Origin of the sequence: Bradyrhizobium forestalis, assembly GCF_002795245.1 — a bacterium.
In the GTDB taxonomy this organism is placed as follows: domain Bacteria; phylum Pseudomonadota; class Alphaproteobacteria; order Rhizobiales; family Xanthobacteraceae; genus Bradyrhizobium; species Bradyrhizobium forestalis.
This window is the reverse complement of sequence record NZ_PGVG01000001.1, coordinates 199711-218771: the sequence shown is the minus strand read 5'-3', so window position 1 is coordinate 218771 and position 19061 is coordinate 199711. Positions and strand designations below refer to the sequence as shown.

At 65.6% G+C, this 19061-nt stretch carries 16 protein-coding genes; 6 read left to right on the top strand and 10 right to left on the bottom strand.

From position 1 onward, the window contains the following. From CVM73_RS00975 to hpaR, 6 genes are all read right to left on the bottom strand, one after another. Positions 1-3270, bottom strand: coding sequence for a transglutaminase family protein (locus CVM73_RS00975; protein WP_100230154.1), 3270 nt, complete (start codon positions 3268-3270; stop codon positions 1-3). 316 nt (positions 3271-3586) lie between these two features. Then, positions 3587-4891 carry a methyl-accepting chemotaxis protein gene (locus tag CVM73_RS00970; protein ID WP_167406539.1) on the bottom strand — a complete coding sequence of 435 codons (1305 nt, stop codon included), beginning with the start codon at positions 4889-4891 and terminating at the stop codon, positions 3587-3589. Beyond that, positions 4869-5387, bottom strand: coding sequence for a PAS domain-containing protein (locus CVM73_RS00965; RefSeq protein WP_100230383.1), 519 nt, complete (start codon positions 5385-5387; stop codon positions 4869-4871). The genes CVM73_RS00970 and CVM73_RS00965 overlap by 23 nt, the downstream gene beginning before the upstream one ends. Positions 5388-5627: 240 nt before the next feature. After that, positions 5628-7151, bottom strand: coding sequence for a UxaA family hydrolase (locus CVM73_RS00960; RefSeq protein ID WP_100230152.1), 1524 nt, complete (start codon positions 7149-7151; stop codon positions 5628-5630). 203 nt (positions 7152-7354) lie between these two features. Then, positions 7355-8131, bottom strand: a complete 777-nt coding sequence (locus tag CVM73_RS00955; protein ID WP_100230151.1) for an HpcH/HpaI aldolase family protein — start codon at positions 8129-8131, stop codon at positions 7355-7357. A gap of 114 nt (positions 8132-8245) precedes the next feature. Beyond that, the gene (hpaR, locus tag CVM73_RS00950; protein ID WP_100230150.1) at positions 8246-8764 is read right to left on the bottom strand and encodes a homoprotocatechuate degradation operon regulator HpaR; all 519 of its coding nucleotides are present in this window, start codon (positions 8762-8764) and stop codon (positions 8246-8248) included. A 110-nt stretch (positions 8765-8874) separates the two neighbouring features. Here hpaR and hpaH point away from each other — a divergent pair, with 110 nt between their 5' ends. From hpaH to CVM73_RS00920, 6 genes are all read left to right on the top strand, one after another. Beyond that, positions 8875-9681: a 2-oxo-hept-4-ene-1,7-dioate hydratase gene (hpaH, locus tag CVM73_RS00945; RefSeq protein ID WP_100230149.1), complete on the top strand. Its 807-nt coding sequence runs from the start codon at positions 8875-8877 to the stop codon at positions 9679-9681. Positions 9682-9712: 31 nt separating this feature from the next. Continuing rightward, on the top strand, positions 9713-10111 hold the full coding sequence (locus tag CVM73_RS00940; protein WP_100230148.1) for a 5-carboxymethyl-2-hydroxymuconate Delta-isomerase: 399 nt from the start codon (positions 9713-9715) through the stop codon (positions 10109-10111). Then, positions 10104-11642, top strand: a complete 1539-nt coding sequence (hpaE, locus tag CVM73_RS00935) for a 5-carboxymethyl-2-hydroxymuconate semialdehyde dehydrogenase (protein ID WP_100230147.1) — start codon at positions 10104-10106, stop codon at positions 11640-11642. The genes CVM73_RS00940 and hpaE overlap by 8 nt, the downstream gene beginning before the upstream one ends. Before the next feature lie 125 nt (positions 11643-11767). Beyond that, positions 11768-12751 (top strand): 3,4-dihydroxyphenylacetate 2,3-dioxygenase, encoded by a 984-nt coding sequence (hpaD, locus tag CVM73_RS00930; protein ID WP_100230146.1) that lies wholly within the window; start codon positions 11768-11770, stop codon positions 12749-12751. Continuing rightward, the gene (locus tag CVM73_RS00925) at positions 12751-13620 is read left to right on the top strand and encodes a fumarylacetoacetate hydrolase family protein (protein WP_100230145.1); all 870 of its coding nucleotides are present in this window, start codon (positions 12751-12753) and stop codon (positions 13618-13620) included. The genes hpaD and CVM73_RS00925 overlap by 1 nt, the downstream gene beginning before the upstream one ends. A gap of 25 nt (positions 13621-13645) precedes the next feature. Continuing rightward, positions 13646-15274 (top strand): thiamine pyrophosphate-dependent enzyme, encoded by a 1629-nt coding sequence (locus CVM73_RS00920; protein WP_100230144.1) that lies wholly within the window; start codon positions 13646-13648, stop codon positions 15272-15274. A gap of 117 nt (positions 15275-15391) precedes the next feature. On the opposite strand, the gene alkB is transcribed toward CVM73_RS00920, so the two are convergent. From alkB to CVM73_RS00900, 4 genes are all read right to left on the bottom strand, one after another. Beyond that, on the bottom strand, positions 15392-16045 hold the full coding sequence (alkB, locus tag CVM73_RS00915; RefSeq protein ID WP_100230143.1) for a DNA oxidative demethylase AlkB: 654 nt from the start codon (positions 16043-16045) through the stop codon (positions 15392-15394). Positions 16046-16054: 9 nt separating this feature from the next. After that, on the bottom strand, positions 16055-16801 hold the full coding sequence (locus tag CVM73_RS00910) for a 2OG-Fe(II) oxygenase (RefSeq protein WP_100230382.1): 747 nt from the start codon (positions 16799-16801) through the stop codon (positions 16055-16057). Between the two features lie 184 nt (positions 16802-16985). Further along, complete coding sequence (locus CVM73_RS00905; RefSeq protein ID WP_100230142.1) at positions 16986-17672, bottom strand: DUF2848 domain-containing protein; 687 nt, start codon at positions 17670-17672, stop codon at positions 16986-16988. Further along, a complete protein-coding gene (locus CVM73_RS00900; protein WP_100230141.1) occupies positions 17665-19014 on the bottom strand; it encodes an amidase in 1350 nt (449 codons plus the stop codon). Before CVM73_RS00900 ends, CVM73_RS00905 begins: the two co-directional genes overlap by 8 nt. Between the last annotated feature and the right edge of the window lie 47 nt (positions 19015-19061).

Genomic DNA, 19061 nt, shown 5'->3' with positions numbered 1-19061 from the left:
TCATTGCAGGAGCGGGGTCCGCAAGTCGAGGGTCAGCGGAAACTCATTTGTGCGTTCCTCGGGCGGCGGCTGCATCGGACCCGGGGTGTGGCCGTGGTCCTGGAAGCGCGCCAGCCGCCGCGCCTCGGCCTCGTAGGTGTTGACCGGCTTGGTGTCGTAGCTGCGCCCGCCAGGATGGGCGACGTGGTAGACGCAGCCGCCGAGCGAGCGGCCGTTCCAGGCATCAATCAGATCAAAGGTCAGGGGCGCGTGAACGGGGATGGTCGGGTGCAGGCCGGAGGCCGGCTGCCAGGCCTTGAAGCGGACACCGGCCACCGCTTCTCCCGAGCGTCCGGTCGGGGTCATCGGCAGGCGGCGGCCGTTGCAGGTGATGACGTGGCGGCCCTCGACGAAGCCTTCGGCCTTGACCTGGAGCCGCTCGACCGACGAGTCGACATAGCGCACGGTGCCGCCGGCCGAGCCCTCCTCGCCCAGCACATGCCACGGCTCCAGCGCCTGGCGCAGCTCCAGCGTCACGCCGCCATGATGGACCCGGCCGAAGGCGGGGAAGCGGAATTCGAGCTGGGCCAGATACCATTCCGGCTCGAACGGATAGCCTGATTGCTTCAGCTCGGAGAGCACGTCCTGAAAATCTTCCCAGATGAAATGCGGCAGCATGAAGCGGTCGTGCAGCGCGGTGCCCCAGCGCACGAACTTGCCGCTCAGCGGCTCGCGCCAGAACTTTGCGATCAGCGCGCGGATCAGCAGTTGCTGCGCCAGCGACATGCGCGGATCCGGCGGCATTTCGAGCGCGCGGAATTCGACGAGGCCGAGCCGGCCGGTCGAGCCTTCCGGCGAATAGAGCTTGTCGATGCAGATCTCGGCGCGGTGGGTGTTGCCGGTGATGTCGACCAGCAGGTGCCGGAACAGCCGGTCGACCAGCCACAGCGGCGTCTGGTAACCGGACGGCGGCACATGCGAGAGCGCGATCTCGAGCTCGTAGATGCTGTCGTGACGCGCCTCGTCGATGCGCGGCGCCTGGCTGGTCGGGCCGATGAAGAGGCCGGAGAAGAAATAAGACAGCGACGGATGCCGCTGCCAGTACAGCACGAGGCTCTTCAAGAGATCCGGCCGGCGCAGGAAAGGCGAGTCCTGCGGGCTCGAGCCGCCGACCACGACGTGATTGCCGCCGCCGGTGCCGGTGTGGCGGCCGTCGACCAGGAAGCGGTTGGCGCCGAGTCGCACCTTGGCTGCATCCTCGTAGAGGCCGGAGGTGATCTCGACCGCATCGCGCCAGCTCTGCGCCGGCTGGATGTTGATCTCGATGACGCCGGGATCCGGCGTCACCTTGATGACCTCGATGCGCGGATCGAACGGCGGCGGATAGCCCTCGACGTGAACCGGAAGCTGCATCTCCTCGGCGGCGTCTTCGAGCGCCGAGATCAGCTCGAGATAATCCTCGATGCGCTCGACCGGCGGCATGAAGGCGCAGATCACGCCGTCGCGGATCTCCACCGCCATCGCCGTGCGCACGGGAATCGCCGTGTTGAGATGCTCGGGGGCGGTGCGCGGCGGCGATGGCGGGCGCGCGGCGCGGGTGAACACCGGCAGCTTGCCGCGCGGCTCCATCGGATCCTGCTCGACAATGTAAGGATACTGATTGGGCGGGATGTGACCGAGCGAGCCGATCGGCAGGCGCAGGCCGAGCGGAGAATCGCCCGGCGTCAGGAACAGATGATTGCGCCGCAGCGGCCAGCGTTCGCTGCGCCAGCGCGGCGGTGCATTCCAGCGCTGGATCGGCAGCACGAAGCCGCGCGGCGTGGTCAGACCTTGGTCGAACACGCGCGCCATGCGTGCGCGCGCCTCCGGATCGGACAGTTTGGAATCGGTGGGATCGACATTGACCGGAAGCTCGGCTTCCTTCTGCAGCCAATAGGCGGGGTCCTCATAGGCCGGCATGATGTAGCCGAGGTCGAGGCCGAGGCGCGCCGCCGTGCCTTCCATGAAAGCTTCAGCATCCTTGACCTCTGGCCGCCGCGGATTTTCGATCTTGGCGATGAGGTCGGCATTCTTCCAAATCGGCACGCCGTCCTTGCGCCAGTAGAGACCGAAGGCCCATCGCGGCAGGCTCTCGCCCGGATACCATTTGCCCTGGCCGTAATGCAGAAGTCCGCCGGGCGCGAAGCGCGTGCGCAGGCGGCGGATCAGATCGTCGCCGAGCGCGCGCTTGGTCGGACCGACGGCTTCCGTATTCCACTCCCCTGCCTCGAGATCATCGACAGAGACGAAGGTCGGCTCGCCACCCATGGTGAGCCGCACGTCCTGGCTCGCGAGATCGCCGTCGACCTGCTCGCCGAGATCGTTGAGCCGCGCCCAGGATTCGTCGGAGAAAGGTTTGGTGATGCGCGGCGCCTCGCGGATGCGCCTCACGCTCATGTCGAACGCGAACTCGACCTCGGCAAAGCCCGCCCCACCGGAGATCGGCGCCGCCGAGCGATAATGCGGCGTGGCAGCGACCGGGATGTGCCCCTCGCCCGCGAGCATGCCCGAGGTCGCATCGAAACCGATCCAGCCCGCGCCCGGCAGATAGACCTCGGCCCAGGCGTGCAGCTCGGTGAAGTCGTTCTCGACTTCCGGCGGTCCCTCGATCGGATCGATGTCGGGACGGATCTGGATGAGATAGCCAGAGACGAAGCGGGCGGCGAGACCGAGATGGCGCAGCGTCTGGATCAAGAGCCAGGCGGAGTCGCGGCACGAGCCGGCGCCGGAGGCCAGCGTCTCCTCCGGCGTCTGCACGCCCGGCTCCATGCGGATGATGTAGCGGACCTTCTTCTGGAGCTCGCGATTGAGCTCGACCAGGAAGTTGACGGTGTTCGGGGCTTCATGCGGGATCGAGTCGAGAAATTTGGCGAACAGGCGATCGGGCTTGATGGTCTCGAGATAGGGCGCGAGCTCCGTTTTCAGGTCCTTCGGATAGTCGAATGGAAAGCTGTCGGCATAGGGCTCGACGAAGAAGTCGAACGGGTTGACCACGGTCATCTGCGTGGTGAAGTCGACCTCGAATTTCAGCTCGGTGGTCTTCTCCGGGAAGACGTAGCGCGCCAGCCAGTTGCCTTGCGGGTCCTGCTGCCAGTTCACGAAATGATTGGAGGGCGTGACCTTGAGCGAATAGCTCAGGATCGGCGTGCGCGTGTGCGGCGCCGGCCGCAGACGGATGGTCTGCGGTCCCAGGTCGATCGGACGGTCGTATTTGTAGTGCGTGACGTGGTGTAGCGCGACGTAGATCGACACGGGGTGCGGTGCTCCAGCAGCTTTTTTGAGCAGAACACCTGAGGTCAGCGCGATCAAGCACTAACAACGGGCACAGGGTGCCTATGCAAGGTGCGGGCCGAGTGCTTCCTAGCGGAGGGCACGCGCTTCTTCCCTCTCCCCTTGTGGGAGAGGGTGGCTCGCCGCGATAGCGGCGAGACGGGTGAGGGGTTCTCTCCGCGAGTCCAACTCTCTTTTGATCCCGCGGATGCAACCCCTCATCCGGCGCTTCGCGCCACCTTCTCCCACAAGGGGAGAAGGAAGGGCAGCGTGCTCCCGTCAGCAACCAGCTAGGCTGCTACGCCGCCGACGTCAGCCGCTGCAAGAACTGCGTCACCTCGCGGCGGAGCGTCTCGACTTCGCCGTGGACGCGCTCGGAGGCGCTGTTGACGCGGGCAGCGACGCGGCCGGTATCGTCGGCGGCTTCGCTGATGCCTGTCACGTTGGAGGAGACCTGCGAAGTGCCGGTCGAGGCCTCGTGAACGTTGCGAGCGATCTCGCGCGTCGCCGCCCCCTGCTGCTCGATCGAGACCGCAATCGAGGCGGTGATGCCGTTGATCTCGGCGATGGTCTGCGCAATCGCCTCGACGGCCGCGACCGAATTGGTGGTCGATTGCTGCATCTCGCCGACCTTGGCGCTGATCTCCTCGGTCGCCTTCGCGGTCTGGTTGGCGAGGCTCTTGACCTCGGAGGCTACCACCGCAAAGCCACGGCCGGCCTCTCCTGCCCGCGCCGCCTCGATGGTGGCGTTGAGCGCCAGCAGGTTGGTCTGCGAGGCGATCTCGCTGATCAGCTTGACGACGTCGCCGATCTGCATCGCGGCATCCGCAAGGCTGCGGATCTCGCTGCCGGCGCGATTGGCTTCGTTCACCGCCCGCCCCGTGCTCGCGGTCGAGCCGGCCACCTGGCGGCTGATCTCGGCGATCGACGACGCAAGCTGCTCGGCGGCGCTGGCAACGGTGGCGACGTTGCGGGAGGCCTGGTCGGATGCACTGAGCACGCCGGAGGTCTGCCGGCTGGTCTTCGCCGCCGCGGCCGCCATCTGGCCGGCATCGGATTCGAGATCGGTCGCAGCGCCCATGAGGCCGCCTGCAACCGCGTCGAGATGCATGCCGAACTGCCGCGCCATGCCGGCGATCTCCTCAACGCGGCGGCCGAGGCTGTCGGTGCCGGCATTGATGACGACCGCCGAGCGGCGGAACGAGCCGGGCAAGCCCCGCGCGAGGATCTTGCGGAAATACTTGCCGCGGCTGGCATAGTCCATCGACGCCGAGGCTTCGCGGACGAAGGCGTCGGTGATGTCGAGCATGTCGTTGACCGACTTCTGGATCGCGCCGATCCGCCCGGCCTGCCGTTCACTCAGGATCCGCGCCTCGATATCACCGCGCGCCGCCTTGCGGCATACGTTGGCCACCTCATCGACGGCCATCGCCGTGCGGTGCTGGCACCAGACGGCATAGCCGAGCAGCGCGACCGTCGCACCAAGCAGAGCTGCACCGGTGATCCCGGTCACGCCGAGAAGAGAGAGAGCGAAGGCAACGACGGCAAGAACACATGCGAGCGCGGTCGCTCCCTGCGCCTTAGAGAGAGAGCACAAATTCATCGTAACCGACACCCTGTTGCTTGAGCAGCCCGACCATCGCCTCGAAGCTCGCATGCATGCCCTCCTTGGCATTGGCATGCCGCGCCTCTTCCGCGCACAGCGTCTTGTAGATCGGCTTGATGCGCTCGATCTGCGCGGGATCCGGCTTGCGACGGTTGGAGTGATAGCCGACGATATTGCCGCGCTCGTCGAACGTCGGCGTGACGTGAGCGAATACCCAGTAATGACTGCCGTCCTTCGCCAGGTTGATGACGTAGGCGAAGATCTCCTGCTTGGACTGCAGCGTGTCCCAAAGCAGCTTGAACACGGCGCGCGGCATGTCGGGATGGCGGATCAGGCTGTGGGGAGCGCCCATCAGCTCCTTCCACGAGTACTTCGCCATCCGGATGAAGACGTCATTGGCGTAGGTGATGCGGCCTTTGAGATCGGTCTTCGATACGATCAGCTCCTCGTCGCCGAGGAGATTTTCCACCCCAGTGGGACGTATCGCTTGCATCGGTTCGACCCTTCAAAGCCGGCCACGCGACGGTGCGGGGCCATATCGGGCTCTGTCTACGGCAACATTGTTAATCAGGTGTAAGCCGCGGAATCTTTGCGAGAGATGCCCGCCTCCGTATCACTACGTAGCGAACCATTGTTGCATCTCGTGCGAACCACACGCGGCTGCCGCTGTTGGTCGCGAGCGACAGCTGCCGGTTGCCTTTGACGGCGTCGTGCGATCGACGCACGCGCGCGACTACATCGTCGCGCCAAGCACCCATGGCGCGAACTCGGCGCCGCCGAAATCGAAGCTCTCGCTCTTGGTCGGCTGTCCCGACGCCGTCTTCAGGATGAGTTCGAAGATGCGCTGGCCGCATTGCTCGACGCTCTCCTCGCCTTCGAGGATGGTGCCGCAATTGACGTCCATGTCCTCTTCCATGCGCTTGTACATCGGCGTGTTGGTGGCGAGCTTGATCGAGGGCGCCGGCTTGCAGCCGAACACGCTGCCGCGGCCCGTGGTGAAGCAGACGAGATTAGCGCCACCCGCCACTTGGCCGGTCGCCGCGACCGGGTCGTAGCCAGGCGTGTCCATGAAGACAAAACCCTTCTTGGTGACGGGCTCGGCGTAGCGCAGCACCTCGACGAGATTGGTGGTGCCGGCCTTCGCCATCGCGCCGAGCGACTTCTCCAGAATGGTGGTGAGGCCGCCGGCCTTGTTGCCGGGGCTCGGATTGGCGTTCATCTCGGCGCCTTCGCGCGCCGTGTATTCGTCCCACCAGCGCATCAGGTCGACCAGCTTCTCGCCGACCTCGCGGCTGACGGCGCGGCGCGTCAGCAGATGCTCGGCGCCGTAGGTCTCCGGCGTCTCCGACAGGATCACGGTGCCGCCATGACGGACGATGAGATCGCTGGCCGCGCCGAGCGCCGGATTGGCCGAGACGCCGGAATAGCCGTCCGAGCCGCCGCATTGCAGGGCCACGGTGAGCTCGCTCGCCGGCACCGTCTCGCGCTTGACCTTGTTGGCATCAGCCAGCGCCTCGCGCACGAACGCGATGCCGGCTTCGACCGTCTTGCGGGTGCCGCCGACCTCCTGGATGTCCATCGCGCGCAGGCGTCCCGCGAGCTTCTGCTCTTCCATCAGGCCGCCGATCTGATTCACCTCGCAGCCGAGGCCGAGCACGATGACGTGGGAGAAGTTGACGTGCCGCGCATAGCCGCCAAGCGTGCGGCGGAGCAGCGCCAGCGGCTCGTTCTGCGTCATGCCGCAGCCGGTCTTGTGGGTCAGCGCGACCACGCCGTCGACATTGGGGAAATCGGCCAGTGGATTGTCGCCGGTGAACGGATTCTTCTTGAAGACGTCGGCGACGAGGCTCGCGACATGCGCGCTGCAATTCACCGAGGTGAGGATGCCGATATAGTTGCGCGTGGCGACGCGGCCGTCCGGGCGGCGGATGCCTTCGAAGGTTGCCGGCAGGTCGAAGTTCGGCGTCGGCTTGACGTCGGCGCAATAGGCGTAGTCCTTCGAGAAATCGCCCATGCCGCAGTTCTGCACGTGCACGTGCTGGCCCGGTGCGATGGCCTGGGTGGCAAAGCCGATGATCTGACCGTAGCGCTTGACCGGCTCGCCCTCGGCGATTGGCTTGATCGCAATCTTGTGGCCAGAGGGAATGCGGTCGACCGTGGTCACGCCGTCTGCAACCACCGTTCCCGGCGGCAGGCTCGCGCGCGCGATCACCACGCCATCATCGGGATGCAGGCGGATGACGGGGCTGATGGTCATGAGAGGTCTCCTTGGGTCTTCAAAGTAGCGTGCCCTGGACACAGCGCAGCGCGCCATTAGCGCGTTTACGCGCGTCTTCGACGCGCTATGGCGCTGCAGATCCGGGGCCTAGTTGTCACGTCATGCGCTTCGCTAACGTCTGGGTCCCGGCTCTGCGGCGCATCACTTCGTGCTGCGCCGCGTCCGGGACACGCGAGGTTCGCTTACGCCTTGCCGCCCGATTCCTTGCGGGTCGCGTTTACCTGCATCTTGGCGTAGGTCGTCATCAGGCCGACCTCGTTCGACAGCGTCACCAGCTTGAAGCCCATGTTGATGGCGCGCGCTGCGCCTTCGGCGCCGCTGCAATGGATGCCGGGGTTGAGGCCGCGCTTGCCGCATTCCTTGATGATCTTCTCGTAGATCGCGAGAATCTCGGGCTCGCTGCGGTCGAGCTTGGGCTCGAGGCCGTAGGAGAAGCCGAGATCGGACGGGCCGATATAGACGCCGTCGATGCCTTCGACGTCGAGGATCGCTTCCATGTTCTCGACCGCGGTCCTGGTCTCCATCATCGGCAGCAGCACGATCTCGTCATTGGCCGTCTTCTGATAAGAGCCCGCGGTGCCGTACATGCCGGCGCGGATCGGGCCGTTGGAGCGCACGCCCTTGGGCGGATATTTCGAATAGGAGACCAGGTTCCGGGCTTCCTGCGGCGTGTTGACCATCGGGCAGATCACGCCATAGGCGCCGCCGTCGAGCACCTTGCCGATGATGCCGGGCTCGTTCCAGGGCACGCGGACCATCGGGGTCACCGGGTGCTTGTCCATAGCCTGGAAGCACTGCACCATCGACAGATAGTCCTGCACGCCGTGCTGCATGTCGACCGTGACGCTGTCGAAGCCGCATTGCGCGATCATCTCGGCCGAGAAGCCGGAGGGAATTGCCAGCCACGCGTTGACGACGGCCTTGCCCGACTTCCAGATCTCTTTGACTTTATTCGCCACGTTGCCTTTCCTTCCCTGTTGCTCTCACTCGCCGCGGATCGGGTTGGCCGCACTTTGAGCGAAAAAAAGCGTGAATGTCCATGGCTCTCGCCGCGCACGCACGCATATCTGGGTTCACCCCTCCGCGCGTGTATCATCCGCGCTTCCGAGCCCGGCAAGGCTCTGTTCGAGCTCACCCAGCATCTCCTGCAATTCGGCGAGCTTGCGTGCGCCGAAGCGGCTGGTGATCTGGGCGTAGATCGCCTCCGACGTCGGCGCCACCGAGGCCATCAGCTTCACGCCCTCTTTCGAGATCGAGACCATGCTGCGGCGCTGATCCGCTTTCGCGGTCTTGCGCTCGATCAGGTTGCGGGCCTCGAGATCGCGCAGGATGCGCGACAGGCTCGGCCCGAGCAGGAACGCGGTGCGCGCGAGTTCCGTGACCTCGACCGCCTCGATGGCTGCCAGTGCCCGCAGGATACGCCATTGCTGCTCGGTGAGGCCGTGCTCGCGCAGCGAGGGACGGAACTGCCGCATCACGGCTTCGCGGGCCCGCAGCAGCGACATCGGCAGCGAGCGCGAGAAGTCGCGCATCGGCACCTGGCGCGCGGCAGGCGCGCTTCCGTTGGCGGGATCGGCAGGTTTCTTCGTCATGACGCCTTTCAAGCCGCAAAATGTTTGCAGTGCAACAAACCAACATTGTGTTTGACGCATTCACTTAACATGTTAAGTATCTCCGAGCACCACGATTTGTAAGATGACGAATGGCGCTTTCCAACGACGATATCCAGGCTTGCGCGAGGCGTCTGCACCAGGCGGAGAAGACCCGCACGCAGATCCGGCAGCTCTCGCAGGATTTCCCCGAGATCAGCATCGCCGATGCCTACGCGATTCAGAAGGCCTGGGTCGACGCCAAAATCGCCGAGGGGCGCATCGTTCGTGGCCACAAGATCGGCCTGACTTCGAAGGCGATGCAGAGCGCGCTCAACATCGACGAGCCGGATTCCGGCGTGCTGCTCGACGACATGTTCTTCGCCGACGGCGGAATCATTCCGACCGAGCGCTTCATCGCGACGCGGGTCGAAGCCGAGCTCGCCTTCGTCATGAGTAAGCGCCTCGCAGGCCCCGACTGCACGTTATTCGACGTGCTCAACGCCACCGACTTCGTGGTGCCGGCGCTGGAGATTTTGGATACGCGAATCGAGCGCGTCGATCCCAGAACGAAAGCGACGCGAAAGATCTTCGATACCATCGCCGACAATGCGGCGAATGCCGGCATCGTGCTCGGCGGCCGCCCGATCCGTCCCCTCGATGCTGACCTGCGCTGGATCGGCGCGCTGTGTTTCAAGAACGGCCAGTTGGAAGAGACAGGTCTTGCCGCCGGCGTGCTCAACCATCCCGCCACAGCCGTGGCCTGGCTCGCCAACAAGATCGCCCCGCTCGGGCTAGCGCTCGAGCCCGGCCAGGTCGTGCTCGCCGGCTCCTTCATCCGTCCGATCGAGACTCGCAAGGGCGACACAATTCAAGCCGACTATGGCGCCTACGGCTCGGTGAGCTGCTACTTCGCTTAGGCGAACAAGAAAGACAGGGAGTGAAACCGCGATGCCGCATTTCACGATCGAGTATTCGGCCAATCTCGACGGCCGCTTAGACATCGCCGCGGTCTGCGAGGTCGTACGCAAGGCGGCGGTCGAAACCGGCATCTTCCCGCTCGGCGGCATCCGCGTTCGCGCTGTCAAGTGCGAGCACTATGCCATCGCGGACGCGCGGCAGGACTACGGGTTTCTGGACATGGTGCTGCGCATCGGCGAGGGCCGCGATCTCAAGACGCGCCAGAAGGCCGGCGAGCACGTCTTCCAGGTACTCTCGAAGTATCTCGACCCCGTCTTCGCCGCCAGCAAGTTCGCCCTGTCGTTCGACATGCAGATCAACGACAAGGACGTGAGCTGGAAGCGCAACAACATCCACGACGCCCTGAAAGCGGAGGCCGCCCATGGATAAGCCCACCCCGAAAGCCGATGTGTTCCAGGCCAACCGCGACCGCGTCGCGCCGCTGCTGAAGAAGCTGCAGGCCGACGGCATCGGCCATTTCATCGACGGCAAGACCGTCGCCTCGATCTCCGGTGCGACCTTCGAGACAAAATCGCCGGTGGACGGCGCTGTGCTCGCGAGCGTCGCCCGCGGCAATGCCGAGGACATCGACCGCGCAGCCACGGCGGCTGCGCTCGCCTTCAAGTCCTGGCGCCAGATGGGGCCGGCGATGCGGCGCAAGCTGCTGCATCGGGTGGCCGATGCGATCGAGGACAATGCCGAGGACATCGCGGTGCTCGAATGCATCGACACTGGACAGGCCTATCGCTTCATGGCCAAGGCCGCGATCCGCGCCGCCGAGAATTTCCGCTTCTTCGCCGACAAATGCGCCGAGGCGCGCGACGGCCTCAACACGCCGAGCGACGAGCACTGGAACGTCTCGACGCGGGTGCCGATCGGCCCGGTCGGCGTGATCACGCCATGGAACACGCCGTTCATGCTCTCGACCTGGAAGATCGCCCCGGCGCTTGCCGCCGGCTGCACCGTCGTGCACAAGCCGGCCGAGTGGTCGCCGGTGACAGCGAGCATTCTGGGAAGGCTCGTGAAGGAAGCCGGCGTGCCCGACGGCGTGCTCAACACCGTCCACGGTTTTGGCGAAGAGGCCGGCAAGGCGCTGACCGAGCATCCCGCGATCAAGGCGATCGGCTTCGTCGGTGAAAGCGCGACGGGGTCGGCGATCATGGTTCAGGGCGCGCCGACCTTGAAGCGCGTGCATTTCGAGCTCGGCGGCAAGAACCCCGTGATCGTGTTCGACGACGCCGATCTCGACCGCGCGCTCGATGCGGTCGTGTTCATGATCTACTCGCTCAACGGCGAGCGCTGCACCTCGTCCAGCCGCCTGCTGATCCAGCAGAGCATCGCGGACAAGTTCATCGAGAAGCTGACGGCGCGCGTGAAGGCGCTGAAGGTCGGCCATCCCCTCGATCCCGCCACCGAGATCGGGCCGCTGATCCACGAACGCCACCTGGCAAAGGTCTGCTCCTATTTCGACGTGGCACGGCAGGATGGCGCGACCATCGCGGTCGGCGGCAAGGCCCATGACGGCCCGGGCGGCGGGCATTATGTCGAGCCGACGCTGGTGACCGGCGCGCATGGCAAGATGCGGGTGGCACAGGAGGAGGTGTTCGGCCCGTTCCTCACGGTGCTACCGTTCCGCGACGAGGCCGATGCGATCGAGATCGCCAATGACATCCGCTATGGCCTCACCGGCTATGTCTGGACCAACGATGTGGGCCGCGCGCTCCGCGTCGCCGACGCGCTGGAGGCCGGCATGATCTGGCTGAACTCGGAGAACGTCCGCCATCTGCCGACACCGTTCGGCGGCATGAAAGCAAGCGGCATCGGCCGCGATGGCGGCGATTACTCGTTCGACTTCTACATGGAAACCAAGCACGTCTCGCTGGCGCGGGGCACGCATAGGATTCAGAGACTGGGAGTTTGAGTCATTCCGGGGCGCGACGAAGTCGCGAGCCCGGAATCCATTCATCCACCAACACTGCTGCGCGATGGATTCCGGGCCCGGCTCTACGAGCCGCCCCGGAATGACAAAATCGAGGGGAAACGCTAATGCCCGTACCGCAACACGTCTTCGAGCCGCCGTTCAACATCATTCGTTCGAGCCATGTCGTGCTCGACGTCACCGACCTCAAGCTCAGCCGCGAGTTCTACGAGACTACCGTCGGCCTGCATGTCGAGGACGCCGACGACAAGGTCGTTTACCTTCGCGCGGCGGAAGAACGCCAGCACCACTCGCTGGTGCTGCGCAAGGCAGCCGCGCCGGCCTGCGCGCGGCTGGGCTTCAAGGTCGGCAACGACAGAGATCTCGACAAGGCCGCGGCGTTCCTCTCCGAAAACGGTCTCGCTTACGCCTTCGTCGACCAGCCGTTCCAGGGCCGCACGCTGCAATTCACCGACCCCTTCGGCTTCCAGATCGAGCTCTATGCGACGATGGACCGCCGGCTGCATCTCTTGCGCCGCTACGATCTCTATCGCGGCTGCCATCCGCAGCGGCTCGACCATTTCAACGTCTTCGCCGCCGAGGTGCAGGACACGGTCGATTTCTATGCGCGGCTCGGCTTCCGCCTCACTGAGTACGCCGAAGAGGACGGACCGAACGGCCGCATTGCGGCTGCCTGGATGCACCGCAAGGGCAATGTGCACGATTTCGCCATCACCAACGGCAAGGGCCCGCGCCTGCACCATTTCGCCTACTGGACGCCGACAGCGATGAACATCATCCATCTCTGCGACGTCATGGCCTCGCAAGGTTTTGTGAAGAACATCGAGCGCGGCCCCGGACGCCACGGCATCTCGAACGCGTTCTTCCTCTATGTCAGGGATCCCGACGGACACCGCCTCGAGCTCTACACCAGCGATTATTTCACGGGGGATCACGATCACGAGCCACTGCGCTGGTCGCTGCGCGATCCCCGCCGCCAGACGCTGTGGGGCGCGCCTGCGCCACGCTCCTGGTTCGAGCAGGGCTCGCCGTTCACGGGCCAAGCCGTGCGTGAGCCGAAATTCGTCGCCGACGTGCTGGTTGCGGATTGATGCCCCTCCCTCGCCTCGCCACTTATTCCGTCAAGGATGCGACCAAGTACGGCGCCGTCGTCGACGGCGGCCTCGTCGATCTCTCAGCGCGTTACGCCAAGGACTATCCGACGCTGCGCGAGGTGATCGCGGCTGGAAAGCTCATCAGCCTTGCCGAGGAAGCCGCCGGCCGCGCGCCGGATCACGCGCTCACTGAGATCACCTGGCTGCCGCCGGTGCCCGCGCCGGAAAAGATCATCTGCATCGGCGTGAACTATCCCGACCGCAACGCCGAGTACAAGGACGGCCAGGACGCGCCGAAATATCCGAGCATGTTCATGCGCTCGCCGCGCTCCTTCGTCGGGCACGACACGCCGCTGGTGCGCCCGCGCGCGTCCGCGCAGCTCGACTATGAGGGCGAGATCGTGCTGGTGATCGGCAAGCAGGGCCGACACATCCCCGAGAGCGCCGCGCTCGATCACGTCGCCGCGCTGACGCTGTGCAACGAAGGCTCGGTGCGCGACTGGCTGCGTCATGCCAAGTTCAACGTCACCCAGGGCAAGAACTTCGACTCCAGCGGCAGCCTTGGCCCGTGGCTCGTGCCCTACACATCGGAATCGCAGATTGCGGACATCCGTCTCACCACGCATGTCAACGGCGAGCTCAGGCAGGACGATCGCACCAGCCGGCTGATGTTTTCGTTCCGCTATCTCGTGAACTATATCTCGACCTTCGCAACCCTCGTCCCCGGCGATATCATCGTCACGGGCACGCCGACCGGCGCGGGTGCGCGGTTCGATCCGCCGCGATACCTGAAGCCCGGCGACGTCGTCGAGGTCGAGGCCGAGGGGATCGGACGCTTGCGCAACGGCGTGGTCGACGAAGCCTGAACAACAAGCGAAGTGGAATAGCCAAATGACCACCCTCACCGGCGGCGAAGCGATCGTAAGCGGGCTTGTCGCCCACGGTGTCGACACCGTGTTCGGACTGCCCGGCGCGCAAGTCTACGGCCTGTTCGACGCGTTTCATCAGGCGCAGCTCAAGGTGATCGGCGCGCGGCACGAGCAGGCCTGCGGCTACATGGCGTTCGGCTATGCGCGCGCCAGCGGCCGGCCCGGCGTGTTCAGCGTGGTGCCCGGCCCCGGCGTGCTCAACGCCAGCGCGGCGCTGCTCACCGCCTATGGCTGCAACGAGCCGGTGCTGTGCGTCACCGGCCAGGTGCCGACGCCATTTTTGGGCAAGGGCCGCGGTCATCTGCACGAGATGCCGGATCAGCTTGCGACCCTGCGCACCTATGTGAAATGGGCCGAGCGGATCGAATATCCCGGCAACGCGCCGACGGTCGTGGCGCGCGCGTTCCAGGAGATGATGTCGGGACGGCGCGGCCCCGCCTCGGTCGAGATGCCGTGGGACGTCTTCACGCAGCGCGCGGATACGGCAGCTGCCCAGGTGCTGGAGCCGCTGCCCGCGCCGCAGCCGGATCCTGATATGATCAAGCAGGCGGCCGCGCTCATCAAGGCCAGCAAGGCGCCAATGATCTTTGTCGGCAGCGGCGCGATCGACGCGCGCGAGGACATCCTCGAGCTCGCCGAGATGATCGATGCGCCGGTGGTCGCCTTCCGCAGCGGCCGCGGCATCGTCTCCAACGCGCATGAGCTCGGCCTCACCATGGCTGCGGCCTACAGACTGTGGCCGAAGACTGATCTGATGATCGCGATCGGCACACGCGCAGAACTGCCGGCGTCGGGATTCCGCTGGCCATATCAACCAAGCGGATTGAAATCCATCCGGATCGACATCGATCCGGCCGAGATGCGCCGGCTCGCCTCCGACACCGCTATCGTCGCCGATGCCAAGGCCGGCTCGGCCGATCTCCTCGCAGCCGTGAAGAAGGCCGGTTATGCCAAGAGCCGCAGCCGACGCGGAGACATCCGCGAGGCCACGGCGTCAGCGCAAGCCGAGATCCAGCGCATCCAGCCGCAGATGGCGTATCTGAACATCCTGCGCGAAGTGCTGCCGCACAACGCGATCGTCACCGATGAACTGTCGCAGGTCGGCTTCGCCTCCTGGTACGGCTTTCCGGTCTACCAGCCGCGCACCTTCATCACGTCAGGTTATCAGGGCACGCTCGGCTCGGGCTTTCCGACTGCGCTTGGTGCCAAGGTCGCCAATCCCGACAAGCCGGTGGTCGCCATCACCGGCGACGGCGGCTTCATGTTCGGCGTGCAGGAGCTGTCCACCGCCGTTCAGTTCAACATCGGCGTGGTGACGCTGGTGTTCAACAACAACGCCTATGGCAATGTCCGCCGCGACCAGCGTGAACGTTTCGACGGCCGCGTGGTGGCGTCAGACCTGGTCAATCCGGATTTCGTCAAGCTCGCGGATTCCTTTGGCGTTGCCGCCGCACGCGTCACTGCGCCGGATCAGTTCAAGGCGGCGATGGAGAGGGCACTCGCGCATGGCGGGCCGTATCTGATCTCGGTGGAAGTGACGCGCGACTCCGAGGTCAGCCCGTGGGCGTTCATTCATCCCCCCAAACCCTGACCCTCATGGTGAGGAGGCGCGAAGCACCGTCTCGAACCATAGAGGCCCCGCTGCTGCAGCTCGGCCTTCATCCTTCGAGACGCTTGCTTCGCAAGCTCCTCAGGATGAGGAGTGAGATCACCGCGTCCTGCGAAACGTCAAATTGATCCGCTTCCTTCCCAGCAGCGCATGCTCGCCATCGGCGAGCGGTGCCACGCCGTGATAGGCGAGCCTGCTCGGCCCGCCCCAGACCACGACGTCGCCATGGATGAGCCGGAAGCGGCGCGGCTTGTCGCTGCGTGCCAGGCCGCCGAACAGGAAGGTCGCGGGCAGGCCGAGCGAGACCGAGACGATCGGCGCGGAATAATCCAGCTCGTCCTTGTCCTGATGCAGCGACAGCCGCGTGCCTGGCTCATAACGATTGACGAGGCAGGCGTCGGGCGAAAAGCCGGCAAAACCGCCCTGCTCCGCTGCGCGGCGGGCGAGATCCTGGAACACCAGCGGCATCGCCGGCCATGGCGCACCGGTGCGCGGATCAATGGGATCATAGCGATAGCCGGTGTGGTCGGTGATCCAGCCGCGCTCGCCGCAATTGGTCATCGCCACCGACATCTGGTAGCCGCCGGGCGTGGTCATGCGGCGGAACGGCGATTGCGCCACGATGGCGCGCACCGCTTCGATCAGCTCGCCCTCGATCGGCTTGACGAAGCCGCGCAGCAGCACGGCACCGTCGGCGATTTTTTCGCGCGATGGCTGTGCCTCGGCAACGGTGTCGAACAAATCACCCGTCAATCGCAGCGCTCATTTGGCATCATGGAAGATCACACCCAGCGTGTGGCGCTGCCCGGACCTGATCCGGCTGACGCCATGGCGCATGTTAACGCGGTAGGTCCCGCGTGTCCCCTGCACCGGACGGTGGTGCACGGCAAAGGCGACCGCATCGCCCTGCGCCAGCGGCACCACCTCGGCGCGGGACTGCATGCGCGGGCGCTGCTCGGTCAGCACGAACTCGCCGCCGGTGAAATCGCGGCTGGGCTCGGACAAGAGGATCGCGACCTGGAGCGGGAACACGTGCTCGCCATAGAGGTCCTGGTGCAGGCAGTTGAAGTCGCCGGCTTCGTATTGCAGCAGCAGCGGCGTCGGCCGCGCCTGCCCCGCCTCGTGGCAGCGCTTCAGGAACGCGGCATGCGCTGCGGGATAGCGGATATCGATCCCCATCGCCTCGTTCCAGCGGTTGGCAACGCCCTGAAGGTGCGCATAGAGCGCCGGGCGCAATTGCGCGATCAAGTCGGGGAGCGGGTAAGAGAAGTACTTGTATTCACCGCGGCCAAAGCCGTGACGGCCCATGACGATGCGGCTGCGGAAGTGCGCATCGTCCGGGTAGAGCGCGGCGATGGCGCGGCATTGATCGGGCGTGAGCAGGCCCTTGAGGACGGCGCAACCCTGGGCGTCGAGCTCGGCGGTGATGTCCGTCCAGTCGAGGGCATCGACATGGTCGGTCAGGTCGGTTCCAGAGTCAGGTTCGGCAACACGTTTGGCAACGACCATGGCGATCATCCTATCCACATCCGTCATTCCGGGGCGCGCCTCTTGGGCGCGAGCCCGGAATCCATCGCGCCGCATAGTCGGCGGAGGAATGGATTCCGGGCTCGCGACTTCGTCGCGCCCCGGAATGACGGAGGTGGGTGTCGCAGATCGCAGCTGCTACAACCACCCGATTTCCGTGCTGGAACTAGCCCCTCACCGGCAGCGTCACCACGTCGTAGCCGTGCCTGATCGTCCGCTTCAGCACGGGGTCTTCCAGCTCGAACTCGAATCGATCGGCGGGGCGGATGCCGCCCTTCGCGGCGAAGGTACCGCCGAACATGGCGCAGCCGTCGGGCAGCTTTCCACCCGGAAAACCGCGCGCGATGAGATCGGCGACCGGCAGCATCGCATCCAGCGTGCCTTCCTGATAGAGCACGCGCTCGCCCTTGATCGTGGCATAGGAACGCAGGATCATCCTGTCCCAATGGCCGATGACGTCCTCGAGCTCCCACAGCGTCGAGGCGATCGGCTTGTCGCACATCTGCTTGGAGACCGTGACGCCGTAGGCCTCGACCTTGCGGTCGGTGTGGTCGGAGCCGCAGCCGACGAAGATGCGGCCCTGCCACCCGATCAGCACGAACTCGACCTCGCCGCTGGAGTCGCCGCCGGTGCACTCGATGCGGTCTTCCTGGGTCAGCCGTCGCGCCGAGGCCCGGTAGTAGATCGGTGTCGAGGCCGGCCGGGCGATGCCCATCTCCTCCAGCTCGGCGATGTGCTTGTCGCGCGCGACCGTGTCGCGGCCGGTCCAGCCGGCGATGACCATCTGGTCGATCGCCAGCGTCAGCGGCGTGGTGGTGTCCTGGGCATCGACGGTGAAAGTGAGGTCAAACACGAATGACGGCCTCCATGCCGGCAGCAAGTTCAAGGATACGGTGGTCCGAGCCGCCCGCGCCCGCCAGCATCAGGCCGACCGGGACGTCGCCCTCGCGATGGCAGGGCAGTGAGATGGCGCAGCCGTCGATCATGTTGATCAGGGTGCAATTGCGCAACGCGCGCAGGTTCTGAGTGGTAAAGGCCTTGTCGTCGGCGAGATCGGCGATCTTCGGCGGCGTGTTGGCGGCGGTCGGCAGCACCAGGGCGTCATAGGGCGCGATGCGTGCGTTAACGCGGGCGATCAGCGAGCGGCGCTCGTTGAGAAGGTCGATGTAGTCGGCCGCGCTCTGCGCCTCGCCGCGCATGATGCGCACGGCGACCCTGGGATCGTAGACATCGCCCTTGGCCGTGATGAGATAGCGGTGCCAGGCGTAGCTTTCGGAGGCGGCGAAGCCGCCCTTCGCGTTCATCGGGCCGATGTCGTGGAATTCGGCCATCTCGATCCGCTCGATGATGGCACCGTGGTCGGCCAGCGTCTTCAGCGCGCGCTCGAAGGTCTCGGAGACCTCTGTGTCGAGGTCGTCGAGCGCGATCGTGGTGGGCACCGCGAGCCGCATGCCTTTCACCGGGCGCGGCTTCAGCGCGACGATGGGCTCGTCAGCGAGCACCGCATCGAGTATGGCACAGCAACTGACCGATCGCGCCAGAGGCCCGATGCTGTCGAGCGAGAAGGACAGCGGCACCGAGCCGTCCAGCGGTACGCGGCGCTGCGTCGGCTTGTAGCCGACGATGCCGTTATAGGCCGCAGGAATCCGGCAGGAGCCGCCGGTGTCGGTGCCGAGCGCGCCATGCGCCATGCCGTCGAGCACGGACACTGCGGCACCCGAGGACGAGCCGCCGGGCACGTGGCCCACGGCCCGGTTCCAGGCGCCCTTCGGCGTGCCGTAATGCGGATTGATGCCGATACCGGAATAGGCGAACTCGGTCATGTTGGTGCGCCCGATCAGCACAAAGCCGGCCTGGCGCAGCCGCGCGACCGCCGCCGCATCGTGCTCGGCCGGATCGGAATCGTCGAGCGCCCGGGAGCCGGCGCGCGTCGTCTGCCCCTTGATGTCGAAGAGGTCCTTGATCGAGATCGGAATGCCGGCATAGCGCGACGGCGCCGCCTTGACCTTGCGCAGGGCATCCATGGCGTCGGCGGTCGTCAGCGCCGCATCCTTGTCGACGTGGATGAAGGTGCGTTGGCCCTCGCCGGCGGGATCGGCGATCCTGGCGATGCAGGCCTCGACCAGCTTGCGGGAGGTGGTGCGGCCGCTGTCGAGGTCGTCGGCGAGCTTCGCCAGTGTCGGGAAATCGGGCATGTCTGTCTCACGGAATATTGGCGCGCGCAATCTATAGCGCTGCCTCA

What these genes read in the sequence shown, in the direction of transcription:
- CVM73_RS00970 (WP_167406539.1), bottom strand. Translation starts at nt 4,891, where the DNA reads ATGAATTTGTGCTCTCTCTCTAAGGCGCAGGGAGCGACCGCGCTCGCA.
- CVM73_RS00965 (WP_100230383.1), bottom strand. Translation starts at nt 5,387, where the DNA reads ATGCAAGCGATACGTCCCACTGGGGTGGAAAATCTCCTCGGCGACGAG.
- CVM73_RS00940 (WP_100230148.1), top strand. Translation starts at nt 9,713, where the DNA reads ATGCCGCATTTCACGATCGAGTATTCGGCCAATCTCGACGGCCGCTTA.
- CVM73_RS00900 (WP_100230141.1), bottom strand. Translation starts at nt 19,014, where the DNA reads ATGCCCGATTTCCCGACACTGGCGAAGCTCGCCGACGACCTCGACAGC.
- CVM73_RS00925 (WP_100230145.1), top strand. Translation starts at nt 12,751, where the DNA reads ATGCCCCTCCCTCGCCTCGCCACTTATTCCGTCAAGGATGCGACCAAG.
- hpaE (WP_100230147.1), top strand. Translation starts at nt 10,104, where the DNA reads ATGGATAAGCCCACCCCGAAAGCCGATGTGTTCCAGGCCAACCGCGAC.
- hpaD (WP_100230146.1), top strand. Translation starts at nt 11,768, where the DNA reads ATGCCCGTACCGCAACACGTCTTCGAGCCGCCGTTCAACATCATTCGT.
- hpaR (WP_100230150.1), bottom strand. Translation starts at nt 8,764, where the DNA reads ATGACGAAGAAACCTGCCGATCCCGCCAACGGAAGCGCGCCTGCCGCG.
- CVM73_RS00910 (WP_100230382.1), bottom strand. Translation starts at nt 16,801, where the DNA reads ATGGTCGTTGCCAAACGTGTTGCCGAACCTGACTCTGGAACCGACCTG.
- CVM73_RS00960 (WP_100230152.1), bottom strand. Translation starts at nt 7,151, where the DNA reads ATGACCATCAGCCCCGTCATCCGCCTGCATCCCGATGATGGCGTGGTG.
- hpaH (WP_100230149.1), top strand. Translation starts at nt 8,875, where the DNA reads ATGGCGCTTTCCAACGACGATATCCAGGCTTGCGCGAGGCGTCTGCAC.
- CVM73_RS00920 (WP_100230144.1), top strand. Translation starts at nt 13,646, where the DNA reads ATGACCACCCTCACCGGCGGCGAAGCGATCGTAAGCGGGCTTGTCGCC.